The organism is Haloimpatiens lingqiaonensis (genome assembly GCF_901447495.1).
Lineage (GTDB): Bacteria > Bacillota > Clostridia > Clostridiales > Clostridiaceae > Haloimpatiens > Haloimpatiens lingqiaonensis.
In genome coordinates this window covers 16,064-31,832 of the sequence record NZ_CABDWS010000037.1, presented here as the reverse complement: position 1 = coordinate 31,832, position 15,769 = coordinate 16,064, and the positions used below count along the sequence as shown (strand labels likewise).

Sequence of the window (15,769 nt, the reverse complement as noted above, 5' to 3'; positions counted from 1 at the left end):
ACAGCAACTATGGAATTGGGAGAATCCCCACAGAAAAACATAGATACTTTCTTATCTATACTAAAATATAAAAATAAATAAGTTTATAGTCAGTTAAATGACTGCTATAAACTTATTATACGAGGAGAAGTATAACATGATAAGTCTTATATTGACATCAGTATTCTTAGGGGCACTTGGTCAAATACTTGTTAAAGTAGGAGCTCCTAATCTTCAACTTAACTTTTCAGGAATAAATATTTTTTATAGCATTTTGGGTATTCTTAAAAATCTTCCTGTGATGATGGGAATTATATCCTATGGCGTTAGTTTTTTATTATGGATTAAGGTTTTAAGTAAAGTAGAACTTAGCTATGCCTATCCAATGGTAAGTTTAGGCTATGTATTAGTTATGATATTCTCTTACTTTATATTTAAAGAAAATATAACACTGCCTAGGATATTAGGTACTGCATTAATAATTGTTGGAGTAATATTTATAGCACGTAGTTAATTAAATGAATGTAACCTTTGGTAATACTTATAAACTAACTGAAGGTTACATTTGCTTTATCAATTAAATTCATTGTTTAAGTGGCATTAGTACGTAAATTAAATGTTTACATTGAAGGAATAAAGTGATATATTAGTATATATGAATGATAACTTTCAATTGTTAAAATATTTTCAAACTACTTGTTTTAAAGTTATATGGAGGGATTCAAATGATTTTATCAAGAAAAGCGGAAGAAATAGCACCATCATTAACATTAGAAATAACTGCAAAAGCAAAAAAAATGAAGGCAGAAGGCATAGATGTGGTTGGATTCGGTGCTGGAGAACCAGATTTTAATACACCTGTAAATATTCAAGAAGCAGCTATTAAAGCTATTAAAGAAGGTAAAACTAAATATACTGCAACTCCTGGTATAGCAGAATTAAAAGATGCTATAGTTAATAAATTCAAAAACGATAATGGTTTAAACTATGATGCATCACAAATTATTGTTTCTACAGGAGCTAAACAATGCTTAGCTAACGTTTTTGGAGCTATACTAAACCCAGGAGATGAAGTTATAATACCTGTACCTTATTGGGTAAGCTATCCTGAACTTGTAAAACTTGCAGACGGAAAACCTGTATTTGTAGAAACTAAAGAAGATAATAGCTTTAAATATACTATAGAAAATCTTGAAGGATCAGTTACAGATAAAACAAAGGCTATAATATTAAATAGCCCAAATAACCCAACAGGAACTGTTTATAATAAAGAAGAATTACAAACTATTGCAGACTTTGCTAAAAAACATGATTTAATAATTGTTTCTGATGAAATATATGAAAAATTAATATATAGCAATGATAAACACGTAAGTATAGCTAATTTATCTGAAGACGCTTATAAAAGAACAATTGTTATAAATGGTGTTTCTAAAGCTTACGCTATGACTGGCTGGAGAATAGGATACGCTGCTGGAGATAAAAAAATAATAAAACTAATGACTAATATACAAAGTCATATGACTTCAAATCCTAACTCTATAGCTCAATACGCATCAGTAGAAGCTTTAGTAGGAGATCAAAAGGATGTAGAAGCTATGATAGTGGAATTTAAGAAGAGAAGAGACTTCATGGTAGAAAGAGTTAACAAAATAAACGGTTTAAGCTGTATTAAGCCAGAGGGCGCTTTCTACGTTATGGTAAACATATCAAAAATATTAGGCAAAGAAGTAGATGGAAAAGTTATTAAATCTTCTTTAGAATTTGCAAGCATTTTATTAGAAAAAGAAAAAGTAGCAGCAGTACCAGGGGTAGCTTTTGGAGTAGATGAATTTGTAAGACTTTCTTATGCTACATCTATGGAAAATATCATTAAGGGATTGGATAGAATAGATAATTTCGTTAAAAATCTTTAAAAGATTTTTAAAAAATTCACTTTAATGATATAGTATTACTAGGAGATTTTCGGTTTTAATGATTTTGGGTAGGTGATACTGTATGTTTAAAGAAGTAGAAATATTTTTACCTGTAAAAGGCAAAATAATACCCTTAACTGAAGTAGAAGACTATCTTTTTAGTAGAAAGGTTTTAGGTGAAGGAATAGCAATAGAACCTGAAGATAATTATGTATATTCACCAGTAGATGGGACAGTAGAATTAGTCTATGAAAAGAAACATGTTATTTTAATAAGCACTAAAGAAGGACTTAAAATACTAATTCATTTAGGACTAGACAGCAACAGCTTTGCTGGAAAGGGAATAGCTTGTTATATTAATCCAGGGGATACAGTAAAAAAAGGGGATAAAATTCTTTGGTTTGACAAAGAATATTTAACATCAAAGATATCTTTAACTACACCTGTTTTAATTGTAAATACTGAATTAATAAAAACACTAGATATAAATTATAATGCTTCTAATTTACAGGATACAATAATGAAGGCAGTGGTATATTAGTATACTATTAGTACAATGTCTTTTATTGTAATAACTTTTTTTATATGATATAATTAAATCGTTATATATAAAATTAGATAAATAAATTTGTACTAGGGGTGAATTTACATGGTAACTAGAGAAGTTGTTGTTAAAAGTTCAACAGGTTTGCATGCTAGACCTGCAACCTTATTAGTAAAAAAAGCATCTTCATTTAAATCAGATGTAAGTATTGAATTTAACGGAAAAAAAGCTAACGTAAAAAGCTTAATAGGAGTTTTATCTTTAGGTGTTACAAGTGGAGCTACAGTTAAAGTAATCGTTTCTGGCGATGATGAAACTTTAGCATTAGAAGAAATTTGTAAATTAATAGAATCTATTGAAGAGTAATAAATAACTTCTAAAAAGGGGCTGCTGATATTTCAGCAGCCTTATTTTAATTCTAATAAAATAACTGTATCCTTTTTATCTGGAAGTGAAGCACTTTTAAAATTTAAAAAAGCATCTTTCTTAAAATCCTCTGCATTCCATGGGGTTTCTATGGAAATTTCTGAACCATCACATAAAAGTCTAGCTCTCTTAATCTTTCCAGATAACCCTCTTAAATTAACTGGTCCTACACCTCTTTGAAATATATGTGCATATAGGTATTTATCCTTTTGAGTATATCGTCCCCACTCAGGCTTATCTAGTATGCTTTTAGTACAGCCATATATACTATGGCCATTTTGTTTAAGCCAATGTCCCACTTCTTTTAATATGTTTATAGATTCTTCAGGAATTTCCCCTTTAGCATTTGGTCCTACATTTAATATTAGATTTCCATTCTTACTAACACATTCTACTAAGGCCCTTATTATTTCTTCTGAGGACTTATAATTTTTATCTTGGGAACAATATCCCCAGTGATCATTTAATGTAATACAAGCTTCCCAAGGAATTAACGCACCTTTTTCATTAACCAAAGCTTCAGGAGGAATTATTTGCTCAGGAGTTGTAAAATCCCCTGCATAATCATCAGGAATGCTCTTTTTTAAATTTCCTCCCAGCCTATTATTTATTATTATATGAGGTTGAAGCTCTCTTACTCTCTTTATAAGTTTAGAAGCTCCCCATTTTTCTCCAGTCATATTATCATAGGAAAAATCAAACCATATAATGTCTATTTTCCCGTAGTTAGTCAAAAGCTCCTCTACTTGATTGTGAAAATATTCTATGTATCTATTAAAGTTTCCCTTGTTCTCTTTAAAATTCTCATTATCTCTCATAGGGTGATGTCTATCACCATAAGCGGGAAAATCTTCATGATGCCAATCTAAAAGAGAATAATAAAATCCCACAGCTAAACCTTCTTCTCTAAAAGCTTCTACATACTCTTTTATAAGATCTCTTTTGGCTAGAGTATTAGTAGCTTTATAATCTGTATATTTACTGTCAAATAGACAAAATCCATCATGGTGTTTTGTAGTCATAACTACATATTTCATTCCAGCTTCTTTAGCTAATTTAGCCCATTCTTTAGGATTGTAATTTACAGGGTTAAATTCATAAAAAAACTTTTCATAATCATCTGCTGTAATTCTTTCATTAGATCTAACCCACTCCCCTCTAGCTGGGATAGAATACAAGCCCCAGTGAATAAACATTCCAAATCGTGCATCTGTAAATACTTTTAGTTTATCCTTACTATTTTCTAAGTTATAGTTCGCCATAAAAAATATCCCCCTTGTTATTACTTAGTTAATTTTGCATAGTGATTTAAAATAGTGTTAGTTTGACCTACTAAGTACATTATACTGTGAACTCACCCCAGCCACAAGTGCATGGGTATTCCTGCTTCTTCCCACTCAAAACCTACTAGCTTCACAGACTTAATTCCGATAGCTCCTACCGTATTTATCTACAGGCTGAATTATAAAGGTTCCTTTATTCAAGTCTATAGGATAAAAAAAATCTTATAGTTAATAATATTTATATACTTTGTACGAAAGGATGGATTTAGGTGGAAAAAATTTTTATAAAAGATCTACGTAAAGGAAATGAAGTTTTAGGTGAGTTCATGATATTAAAAAATTTATTTAAGGAAATAGAATATATAGGAGTAATATTAGGGGATAAAACCGGAGACATAAAGGCTAAGATTAAATATACAGGTGTTGATTTAAATGTAGGTGATGTAATTAATGTAAAAGGGACTTCTCTAGATAATTTATTGCAAATAGATGAATATACAAAAGTGGAAAGTTTTGATTTATATGAATTTCTACCTTCTATAAACAGACCTATAGAAGATATAATGAAAGAGATTACTGATTTATCAAATGAAGAATTTAAAGATATACAGGTAAAAACACTAAATGATTACTTCTTTAAAGATAAAGATTTTGTAGATAAATTTAAGAAAGGTATAGGCGGAGTGAGCCAACATCACAACTATTTAGGGGGATTAGCAGAACACACTTTAAATTCCATGTATATAGCTAAAAATTTAAGTTATAGATATAATTTAGCTCATAAGGAAATCGCTATTTTAGGAGCTAAACTTCATGATATAGGTAAAGTATATGAATATTATACAGATGGACCTTTTTCTGTTACTACACAAGGAGATATGGAAGGACATATTGTAATTGGAATAGGTTTATTAGAAAAGGCTTTATCAAAGGAAGACATTTATAGTGAAGAATTTAAAATGAGGATAAAGAGCTGCATAATACAGCATCATGGAAAAGTTGAATTTGGTTCTCCTAAAGTACCAAAAACTGAAGAAGCCTATGTGGTTCACTTTGCAGACTATGTAGATGCTATGATGAATAAAATTCAGCAAGTTAGAGAAAATAGCCAATCACCTGGTTGGTCTGAATTTGACAGAAGACTTGGAACTAGATTATATTTATAGTGTAATTCATAACATTGTATATCTTTACTATATGGATATTTTTAATAATAACTATAAAGTAATATACTTAATTTTCATAGCTATAAAATAAAAATTTAAAAATATTGGATAAACACGAACATTTTTATTACATTTTCAAAAATAGTATGTTATAATATGAATTATAATAAAGTTACAATATTCTTTGTACATATTGGAGGTTTTTAGCATGAGAGATTGTTACACATCACCATTGGGGGAAAGATATGCTTCTAAAGAAATGTCATATTTATTTTCACAGGATAAGAAGTTTAAAACTTGGAGAAAATTATGGGTTGCTCTAGCAGAAAGTGAAAAAGAACTAGGATTAAATATAACTGAAGAGCAAATAAAACAGTTAAAATCACATGTAGAAGATATAAATTATGAAGTAGCTATAGCTAAAGAAAAAGAAATAAGGCATGATGTAATGAGTCATGTATATGCTTATGGTGTTCAATGCCCAGATGCTAAGGGAATAATACACTTGGGAGCTACTAGCTGCTATGTAGGGGACAACACAGATTTAATAATTATGAAGGAAGCTTTAAATTTAGTAAGAGTTAAACTTATAAATGTTATAAATTCTTTAAGTAAGTTTGCTTTAGAGTACAAGGATTTACCTACTTTAGGATTTACTCATCTTCAACCAGCTCAGCTAACTACAGTGGGTAAAAGAGCTACTTTATGGATAGAAGAACTATTGATGGATGTTCAGAGTATCGATTTTGCCTTGGAACAATGTAGATTTAGAGGGGTAAAAGGTACCACTGGAACTCAAGCAAGTTTTATGAAATTATTTGAAGGTGACGGAGAAAAAGTTAAAAAACTAGATATAACCGTAGCAAATAAGATGGGATTTGAAAAAGTATTTCCTGTAACTGGACAAACATATACAAGAAAATTAGACTATATAGTTTTAAGTGCCTTAGCACAGGTAGCTCAAAGTGCATATAAGTTCAGTAATGATTTAAGAATACTTCAAAACATGAAGGAAATGGAAGAACCATTTGAAAAAAATCAAGTAGGATCTTCAGCTATGGCTTATAAGAGAAATCCTATGCGTTCAGAAAGAATAGGTGCTTTAGCTAGATATATAATTGTAAATTCATTAAATCCAGCAATAACTGCATCTACTCAATGGTTTGAAAGAACTCTAGATGATTCTGCTAATAAGAGAATAGCTGTATCTGAAAGTTTCTTAGCTTTAGATGGAGTACTAAACCTATACTTAAATGTAGCTAGTAATTTAGTGGTATATCCTAAGGTTATAGCATCTCACGTAAATAGAGAATTACCTTTTATGGCTACAGAAAACATTCTTATGGAAGCTGTTAAACGTGGTGGAGATAGACAAGAGCTTCATGAAAAAATAAGAGTTTATTCTATGGAAGCAGCTAAAAGAGTTAAAGCAGAAGGAATGGAAAATAACCTAATAGAATTAATAGTTAAAGATAACGCCTTTAACATGACAGAAAAAGAAATAATGGATACCATAGATCCAGTTAAATTTACTGGAAGAGCACCTATGCAAGTAGTTGAATTTATTGAGGAATATGTTAAGCCTTTACTTGAAAATAATAAAAAAGCTTTAGGTGTAGAAGCTGAAATAACTGTGTAGTAGAATATAAATAATATAAATGAGAGTGTAAAATAATCTGAGTAAACTCCATAAGAATTATATAATAATTCATGGAGTTTACTCAGATTATGTCTTTTTCAATAAAAAAACTCATTAATTACATTTTATGTTTTACATCAATATTTAGATAAGCTTAAATATGTTATAATTATGATATATTTAAATATATTATGAAAGAAGGTAATAAATTAGAAATATAAAATTTTTTACAAAAACTATTATAAGAGGTGCTAGTATATGTTAAAATTAAACTTCAAAAAAATTCTCACTGCATTAACTACAATGGTACTACTATTTTCAACAACCTTTATTTTAGGCGGTTGTTCCTTAAAAGAAAAAAATGCTATAGAAACCTTTAATGAGTATAAAGGTTATTGGCAGAAAAAAGATTATAAAAGCATGTATGGAATGCTATCTAAGGAAGCAAAATCTAAAATTACGGAAAAAAACTTTGTAGATAGATACTCTAATATTTATAATGGCATAGAGGTAAAGAATATTTCTATAAATGTAGAAACTACTGATAAAAAAGCTGAAAAAATACCTTTTTCACTAACTATGACAACTGTAGCTGGAAAGGTAAATATTAAAGGCTATGAAGCAGCTATGATTAAAGAAAAAACGGATAATAAAAAAGTTTGGACTATTAATTGGAGTGAGAAAATGATATTCCCTCAAATGGAAGCTAAAGATAAGGTTAGAGTGGAGACTATTCCAGCTAAAAGAGGAGAAATTCATGATAGAAATGGCTATGGACTTGCTATAAATGGAACTGTTGTAGCTATTGGAGTTAAACCTAAAGATTTTAATACAAATAAAGAAGCCAATATCACAAATTTAGCTAAAATTTTAGATATAAAACCTTCAGTGATAGAAAATAAATTAAAAGCTAACAGTAATCCTGAGTACTTTGTACCTATTGTTAATATATCTTCTGATAAAAAAGATATAATTGCGGAAGCTATGAAAATTTCTGGAGTAATTCATCAAAAACCAGAGAGTAGAATCTATCAAGGTGGAGAAGCTATGGGTTCATTAATAGGGTATGTGGGACCCATAACTGCAGAAGAACTTAAAAAATTGGATGGTCAAGGATACAGTGCTACTAGTACTATAGGTAAAAGAGGATTAGAGCAGGTTTATGAAAGTAAATTGAGAGCTAAAGATGGTAAATTTATTTATATATCTAAACAAAAGGACGGAACCGAGTCACAAAAAATAAAAATAGCACAAACAGAACCTAAAAATGGAGAAAACATAACTCTTTCTATAGATGCAGAACTTCAAAAGAAAATATACGAGAGTATGAGTGGAGAGAAGGGGGCTTCTACAGCTATAAACCCTAAAACTGGAGAAGTTCTTGCAATGGTAAGTTCCCCATCCTTTGATCCTAATGTGTTTACAACCTATGCTACAGAAAGTACTAAAGCACAATGGGAAAAGGATAAAAATATACAATTTGATAATAGATTCAAAGTTGCATACGCACCTGGATCAACATTTAAGCTATTCACTGCAGCAGCAGGCTTAGAAAAAGGAAGTATAAACCCATCAGAAACTATCAATATACAAGGAAATCAATGGCAACCTGATAGTAGTTGGGGAGCTTATAAGGTTACAAGAGTAGCAGACATAGGAAAGCCAATTGATTTAAAAGATGCTTTTATATATTCTGATAATATATATTTTGCTCAAGCTGGACTTAAAATAGGTAAAGAAACTTTTTTAGAAAAAGCTAAATCTTTTGGTATAGGGGAAAAAATGCCCATAGATTATCCAATTGCAAAGTCTCAAATTTCTTCTGATAATAACATTAAAAACGATATCCAACTAGCTGATAGTTCATATGGACAAGGTCAAGTATTGATGAGTCCATTACATGTAGCTTTAATGTATATTTCTGTAGTAAACCAAGGTAACATGATGATGCCTACTTTACAACTTCAAAGTGATAAGAATGCTCCAAAAGTATGGAAGAAGAATGTTATTTCTGATAAAAATATAAATATACTATTAGATGATCTTAAGCAAGTTATAGATAATCCATCTGGTACAGCACATGGAGTTAAAATAGATGGACTAGCTTTGGCTGGTAAAACAGGTACAGCAGAATTGAAAAAAAGTGTTGATGATACTGCTGGCGAAGAATACGGCTGGCTTGTTACTATGAATACTGATAATCCTAAGATGGTACTTGCTACTATGATTGAAAATGTTAAATCTAAAGGTGGAAGTCATTACGTTATACCTATGCAAAAGAAAGTATTGGAATATTACTTTATCCAAAGAGGTAAAAACTAATAAATTATAGATACACCATTCATTGACTTTGTAAAATACGTTAAATAGAAAAGACATTAAAAATCACGGATGCATTCACCTGATTTTTAATGTCTTAAATTACTTTATTTTATCCTCTCTTCCCACCATCCAAAGGCAACCCTGCCTTTAGCAGCTTCATTTGGCGATTCTGGATTTGATAAAAAAATGATAAATGATCCTCCAGGAGGAAAAATAAATTTACCTACTTCTTCATCTGCAATTGTAACCTCTGGAAGAGCTCTTCTAACAAATGCTTTAACTCCACCTTCAGGCTCACCTGCAACATTAGATGCCTCAAGAAGTCTTACCCGTGGTCGCGGCAATGGACAAATGGCTGTATTAGCTGGGGTAACTAATTCTGATTCGGTTGCATGACCAGGTGGACTAGAATTGAACCATATCTGTGCTCTTATAGGAGATGTGCCAATATTCGTAACAGTCCAAACATAAACGTGTAAGTTAACTCCAGAACAGCTTGGGTTTATTAATCCTGCCCATGCACTACTGCCATTACCAAACTCTAACTCATCTGCATATCCTACAAAATATTTACCTTGAAGTGAAAGATATAAAGCATAGGGCATACTAGCTATCTGAGTTATAGAGTTAGGTAAGACAATGGAACTTTTACAATTATTTCTACAATTATCTATACAATCCACTTCTATCATATCCTTATTAAAATATTTTTAAACAGTATTCAATTTATTATAAATCATAACTATCTTGGTAAAATTACGTAACTTAATATTGTTACTTAATATCATTATATAATTAGGAATTTATGAATGTTACAGCAATGTTTATTTAGGCACATAATACTACTTTTCTTTAATATATAGGAAATTAAAACCTAATATTTTATTGACATTTTATTTACAGCATGATACTATATCATTAAATGATATATCTTTTAATGATATAGTATATGAATTGGAGTGATTACATGGCAAGACGTAATACACTGGAAGAAGGATACTTAACAGATGCTTATTATTATTTATTATTATGTATGCTAAAACCTATTCATGGATATGCCATGATGGAGCGAGTTAAAGAGATCTCAGATAATAGTTTTGAAATTGGTCCTGCTAATTTGTATACTTCACTTAAAAAGCTTTTAGATGCGGGATTAATTAGATTAGTTTCAGAAGAACAAGGGGAGAGAAAAACATATGAAATTCAAAAAAAAGGTAAAGCACTTTTAATGAAGGACTATTTAAGACGTAAAGAAATGGTTTCTCATGCAGAAAAAGTTATAAAAGGAATGGGGGATTATTATGAATAAAAATATACGGAAAATGAGTAATAATGGATGGGATATATCAAAAAATACTATGCTAGATAAAATGTCTCAATGGGCAAAAGAGGGGTGGATACTTCATTCGAGCTCAATTTTTTCTTTTGAATTTATAAAGGGTGAACCTCAGGATTTAATATATACTATGGACTTTCAGGAACATATTGATGATTTAGATGAATATTTGATGATTTTTAAGCATGCTGGCTGGGAATTTGTTTGTGACTCCTATGGTTATCGAATTTTCAAAGCACCACCAGGAACGCTGCCAATATATACAGATCCAACACCATTAGAAGAGGCTAGAAAAAAGCGTGTTAATATAAATATATTCTTACTGGTTTTCAGTATTGCATTAATGGCTGTATTTAGTTTCATTGGACATCGTATAGAGGGTGGCGCTGGAGAAATTTTTTTGATAATTTTAGTTGGAATAGCTGCAGCATCATTTGGATGGAACATTACATGGTTCTATGGATTACATTTTAGAAAAAATAAATAGATAAGGATATTTTTAATACAAAACTACTGCAGCAGCATTTGCAATAGGTATAATATGAATGAATTTAATTACCAAATGAAATTTAGAATGGAGGTATTGTTATGTGGAAAGAATTAGACATTAGTGGTGGAACTGCTATTATAATTTTAATTGCATTATATTTTGTTATTAAATGGTCTGTTAAAAATGGAATTAAGGAGGCCTATAGAGATATTACAGGAAAAAAATTACCAGAAGATGAATCATGGGTATTATCTTCAAAAAAACATGAAGATAAAGATTAAAATTCCTAATAAGGATCAAAAATATTATATAAAATAAATTAAATACAATGTGAATAATCTTAAAATATTGTGATTTAGAAGTAAAGTGGACAAATTGACTTGTTCACTTTTATACATTCCATTATCAACACTGGTTTAAAACAGAGCTCAAAATTTAAATTTTGTAGTAGAGCATTATGGAGTATTAAAAAAACAAGAAATGATGCCAATAGGTGGTGATATTATAATCGGATCGAATATTGCATCTTCAAGGAAAGAGTATTCAAATAATCCTATTAATGGACTTGCTTTTGGGAAAACACTTATAACATGTAATACTCTAATATGTCATAAATTATAAAAGAAGTTATTTTTATTACGTGAGGAGATATAGGGGAATGAACATAGAGCTTAGAAGAGTAACTGTTGAAGATAAAGAAATACTTAAAAATTTACTAGAGAAATATGATTATGAATTTTCGCAATGGGATAATAGAGATGTAAACAAACTTGGTTTATATGGATATGATTATCTTGATTGTTATTGGACAGAAGAAAATAGATGGGCTTTTTTCATTGTTGTAGATGAAAACTTGGCGGGATTTGTAATGGTAAATGATTATCCTGAAGTAGATGAAAAAACTGATTATTCCTTGGCAGAGTTCTTTGTAATGTATAAATATCGCCGTAATGGTATAGGAAAATTTGTTGCTATGAAAGTGTTTGATATGTTCCATGGAAAATGGCAATTGAAAAGACATCCTAAAAATATAGCATCTGTACACTTTTGGAATAAAGTTATTTCGGAATATACAGGAGATAACTATAAACTTGTTGAGTCATACCCTAATTCAGAATATGATGATGGAACTTTAGGGGATATATTTTTATTTGAAAATTAATCTTTACAAAATCGAATATAGTCCCATAATAGGGGTTTGGAGTAAATGGATTAATTTATTACTATATAGAAAAAGGCAATGATGTAATTTGGTTTGGAAATCAAGATTTCTGCACCGGCTCAGTAGAGTGAGATATACACGCTTTAATAGTTTGCAAGATACAACATAAAAGACTTGGACAATTGTCCAAGTCTTTTGCGTATAGTTTTATTTATATTTGTTGGACATATTATTAGGTTAAAAGCTCCTTATAGATTTTATTTGCTTCTTTATATTTTCGTCTTTTCTCAAGATATTCAATTAATTTAATTTTAATTGATTTCCAAAATTCTATATAATTTATACCTTGATAATAAGGTAAAATTTTCTGAGTTATTTCTTCATAAAATAGTTCTTCTTCAATGTGAAAAATACTTAGATTTAAAAAATACAACCAATAATAATATTTGGAATTTTTATGTTCTTCTACTAAATAAGTAGAGAAAATTTTTTTACATTCTTCAAGCTTGTTTAGCTTTATGCATGCCTCTACATAATTGGATGCTGGTAAAAGTGGATCATGTGGTGTATGAAGAGCTTTTTTTGACCAAAGAACACTTTCATTATACTTTTTTAGGTGTAAGTATAAATCAGATAGATTGGTATATACATGCCATAATATATCATCAATATTAAAATATTCTGCACCTGTTAATGCTGCTTTAAAATGTTTTTCTGACTCATCGTGTATGTTTAAAAAATTATAGCATATTCCTAAGTAATTATGACACCACAAAGCATTTAGGTATCTTCCATTTCTTTCATAGCTTTCTAATGACTTTTCAAGATAATAAACTCCCTTTAAGGGCTTATCATCAAAACAATAAGAAAAGCCTAAATGATAGTTAATCCAAGGTGTGTCTTTTATTTTATTAGCCGCTAGTAGCCTTTGAATTCCTTCATCATGATCTTTATATTTAAATATAAGTTTTCCTGACATAAACATATAAAGATACTTAAGTTCTTCACTTAAAGATGAATAAATTTTATCTAAAGTTAGTACATCCTGTTTCAAATCTATATAGCTTTTTTTATCCAAAAGAAAATTGTAAATAAATTTATATATTGTATATTCAATATTATAGGGAGATAAAATTATTAAATACTCCATGCTGGAGATTTCTTGATATATGGCCCTAGCATTATCATAATTTAAGTTTTCTATTTCAAACATCATGTTATAAAATTTCTGCCTTATTGCACCCATATCATAAATTTCCTTTATCTCGTGAATATTCATTTTTTTAAGAAGTGCTTCTATTATTTCTCCACGAAGAAGTTTTTTACCACTTTCGAAATAGCTTAAGTGGCTTGTAGAGCATACTCCGTGTGCCAGTGCTTCTTGAGTGTACTGATTTTGCAGCCTGTTGTATTTTATCCAAGCAGATAAGAAATCATATTCAAATTCTTTATTAAAAATTTTTACTGTACCTTTCATAACATACTCTCCTTGTACCAATTAGCTAAGTAATAAGTCAATACGCTAGTCTATTTTGCGTCATACTGCATTAGCAGAACCCGACGCTAGTCCTACCAAAGGCGGAAACTGTTTCCTTGTCTGACACAAAATATACTAGCATCTTTGACTTGTTATTTCTTTTCATTCACTTAATACCGAGTTTTATATAAACTAATAGTTCATTTAAATAAAATATAAAGGTATATTTCACTATAATTAGTCAACTTTACATACAATTATAGCTTTAAAGATAGCTTTTAAGTAAGAATTTTTCAAGATATATTCTTTGACTTTAATAATTCAGTCTCTTAAAATTTAAATAAGGATAGATTTACAATATAAAAAATTTATTAATGAGGAATTTATAATATTAAAAAATATTATAAATAGAAGTTTATAACTTAATTGAAAATATTTAATTATTTCATTGTATATGATTGGGGGATAAGTTAATGGAAAAAATAAAGAATTATTTTAAACCCTATAGGGGGCTACCTAGAAGTATATATATAATTTTCTTTGCTTCTATAGTTAATAACATGGGGAATTTAGTAGGACCTTTTTTAACCTTGTTTTTAACATATAAGATAGGCCTAAGCGTTTCAGTAGTTGGAATTATAGTTGCTGTAAATTCAGCTCTTGGAATGCTTGGAGCAATGATAGGCGGTAAACTTATTGATACCATAGGTAGAAAAAAGATACTTATGATATTTAGAACTGCATCTGGTATAGGATATGTTATATGTGCCTTTGTAAAGATGCCGGTTATTATTACTTCAATATTAATGCTTTCAAGCTTTCTAGGAGGATTTTCTCAACCTGTATACAGTACTATAATCACAGATTTGACAGAGGGAGAAGAAAGAAAGGCTGCCTTTTCACTAGAATATATGGCTATGAATATAGGTTTTTCAGTAGGACCACTTTTAGCAGGATTTCTATATGAAAATTATTTGACATGGCTCTTCTTGGGAGATGCAATTACTACTTTTATATCTGTATTCCTTATATTGATATTTGTACCTGAGACTATGCCAACTAAAAAAGAACTTGAAAAATTAAAAGAAAGAACTTTTGAAAGTGCAGAAGAGGGAAGTTTACTATCAGCACTCATAAAAAGGCCAGTATTATTGATATTTTCCTTTATTATGGTTATATATTTTATAGTATTTTCACAATTTAACTTTGGACTTTCACTTCAGGTTGGAGATATTTTTAATGCTAGGGGAGCTAAGATTTTTGGAATGCTTATGACTGTAAATGCAGTACTGTGCAGTACTGTTACCATATTTATAACTTCGGCAATAAAAAATATAAAAGCTTCACTTAGTATAGCCATTGGCGGTCTACTATATGCTGTTGGTTTTGGCATGATATTCTTTATAGATAAATTTTATATGTTTATTATTTCTACAGTTATTTGGACTATAGGAGAAATAATGGTTTCGACTAACACCAGTGTCTATATAGCAGAACACACTCCTATTACTCACAGGGGTAGATTTAATTCTGTTTTCCCAATTATAAGAAGATTGGGCTTTATGGTTGGACCTATTATGGCAGGAGCATATGTTAAGCATAGTAACATAAGAAATCTATGGCTCTTGATAGGTGGTTTATCATTAGTAGCTTCCTTAATGATGTATATATTATACACAAGTGATACAGTTTCTTTGCAAGAACAAAAACGTGATGCTATTAAAGAGGATTTATAAATTTTTAAAACACTGTATTATTCAAAACGAATTTTACGGTGTTTTTTATCATAATAAAAGGATATTATTACTTAATTATTGTTGTAAAAATTCATATATAGATATAGAATATAGGTAATAATTACGTATATTGGTTATATAAAGCTATTTTAAACTATGGTAGGTGAGAATATGAAAGAAAAATTAAAGAAAATAATTAAACCATATAAAGAAAACTATATTAGAGAAATAAGAAAAAACATAAGACATGCCCCGTTGATGACTACTGCTTGTGGAGTAATAAAATGAGTTAT

The 15,769-nt window shown here is 29.6% G+C and carries 15 protein-coding genes; 12 read left to right on the top strand and 3 right to left on the bottom strand.

The window, feature by feature from the left end:
- The first annotated feature begins 136 nt into the window (after positions 1-136).
- From FGK85_RS08860 to FGK85_RS08845, 4 genes are all read left to right on the top strand, one after another.
- Positions 137-493 (top strand): SMR family transporter, encoded by a 357-nt coding sequence (locus FGK85_RS08860; RefSeq protein WP_138205751.1) that lies wholly within the window; start codon positions 137-139, stop codon positions 491-493.
- A 211-nt stretch (positions 494-704) separates the two neighbouring features.
- The gene (locus FGK85_RS08855; RefSeq protein WP_138205749.1) at positions 705-1,895 is read left to right on the top strand and encodes a pyridoxal phosphate-dependent aminotransferase; all 1,191 of its coding nucleotides are present in this window, start codon (positions 705-707) and stop codon (positions 1,893-1,895) included.
- Positions 1,896-1,977: 82 nt separating this feature from the next.
- Positions 1,978-2,436: a PTS sugar transporter subunit IIA gene (locus FGK85_RS08850; protein ID WP_138205747.1), complete on the top strand. Its 459-nt coding sequence runs from the start codon at positions 1,978-1,980 to the stop codon at positions 2,434-2,436.
- Positions 2,437-2,544: 108 nt separating this feature from the next.
- A complete protein-coding gene (locus FGK85_RS08845) occupies positions 2,545-2,805 on the top strand; it encodes an HPr family phosphocarrier protein (RefSeq protein WP_138205745.1) in 261 nt (86 codons plus the stop codon).
- A gap of 41 nt (positions 2,806-2,846) precedes the next feature.
- On the opposite strand, the gene FGK85_RS08840 is transcribed toward FGK85_RS08845, so the two are convergent.
- Positions 2,847-4,127, bottom strand: coding sequence for an alpha-L-fucosidase (locus FGK85_RS08840; protein WP_138205743.1), 1,281 nt, complete (start codon positions 4,125-4,127; stop codon positions 2,847-2,849).
- A gap of 290 nt (positions 4,128-4,417) precedes the next feature.
- On the opposite strand from FGK85_RS08840, the gene FGK85_RS08835 reads away from it, so the two are divergent.
- The 3 genes from FGK85_RS08835 to FGK85_RS08825 all read left to right on the top strand — a co-directional run bounded on the left by FGK85_RS08835 (position 4,418) and on the right by FGK85_RS08825 (position 9,275).
- Complete coding sequence (locus FGK85_RS08835; protein WP_138205741.1) at positions 4,418-5,314, top strand: HD domain-containing protein; 897 nt, start codon at positions 4,418-4,420, stop codon at positions 5,312-5,314.
- 208 nt (positions 5,315-5,522) lie between these two features.
- A complete protein-coding gene (gene purB, locus FGK85_RS08830; protein WP_138205739.1) occupies positions 5,523-6,953 on the top strand; it encodes an adenylosuccinate lyase in 1,431 nt (476 codons plus the stop codon).
- Positions 6,954-7,211: 258 nt separating this feature from the next.
- Positions 7,212-9,275 carry a penicillin-binding transpeptidase domain-containing protein gene (locus FGK85_RS08825; protein ID WP_138205737.1) on the top strand — a complete coding sequence of 688 codons (2,064 nt, stop codon included), beginning with the start codon at positions 7,212-7,214 and terminating at the stop codon, positions 9,273-9,275.
- Positions 9,276-9,379: 104 nt separating this feature from the next.
- Here FGK85_RS08825 and FGK85_RS08820 read toward each other — a convergent pair whose 3' ends face one another.
- Positions 9,380-9,949: a DUF6143 family protein gene (locus FGK85_RS08820; protein WP_396276655.1), complete on the bottom strand. Its 570-nt coding sequence runs from the start codon at positions 9,947-9,949 to the stop codon at positions 9,380-9,382.
- Positions 9,950-10,242: 293 nt separating this feature from the next.
- Between FGK85_RS08820 and FGK85_RS08815 the strand changes: the two genes are divergently transcribed.
- The 4 genes from FGK85_RS08815 (at position 10,243) to FGK85_RS08800 (ending at position 12,263) form a co-directional block, all read left to right on the top strand.
- Positions 10,243-10,584, top strand: a complete 342-nt coding sequence (locus FGK85_RS08815) for a PadR family transcriptional regulator (protein WP_035290540.1) — start codon at positions 10,243-10,245, stop codon at positions 10,582-10,584.
- Positions 10,577-11,098, top strand: coding sequence for a DUF2812 domain-containing protein (locus tag FGK85_RS08810; protein ID WP_138205733.1), 522 nt, complete (start codon positions 10,577-10,579; stop codon positions 11,096-11,098). The genes FGK85_RS08815 and FGK85_RS08810 overlap by 8 nt, the downstream gene beginning before the upstream one ends.
- 101 nt (positions 11,099-11,199) lie before the next feature.
- On the top strand, positions 11,200-11,382 hold the full coding sequence (locus tag FGK85_RS08805) for a DUF6019 family protein (RefSeq protein WP_138205731.1): 183 nt from the start codon (positions 11,200-11,202) through the stop codon (positions 11,380-11,382).
- 377 nt (positions 11,383-11,759) lie between these two features.
- Entirely contained in the window at positions 11,760-12,263 is a 504-nt protein-coding gene (locus FGK85_RS08800) for a GNAT family N-acetyltransferase (protein WP_138205729.1), read from the top strand.
- A 232-nt stretch (positions 12,264-12,495) separates the two neighbouring features.
- Here FGK85_RS08800 and FGK85_RS08795 read toward each other — a convergent pair whose 3' ends face one another.
- On the bottom strand, positions 12,496-13,740 hold the full coding sequence (locus FGK85_RS08795) for a helix-turn-helix transcriptional regulator (RefSeq protein ID WP_138205727.1): 1,245 nt from the start codon (positions 13,738-13,740) through the stop codon (positions 12,496-12,498).
- Positions 13,741-14,213: 473 nt separating this feature from the next.
- On the opposite strand from FGK85_RS08795, the gene FGK85_RS08790 reads away from it, so the two are divergent.
- Entirely contained in the window at positions 14,214-15,476 is a 1,263-nt protein-coding gene (locus FGK85_RS08790; protein ID WP_138205725.1) for an MDR family MFS transporter, read from the top strand.
- Positions 15,477-15,769: the final 293 nt, after the last annotated feature.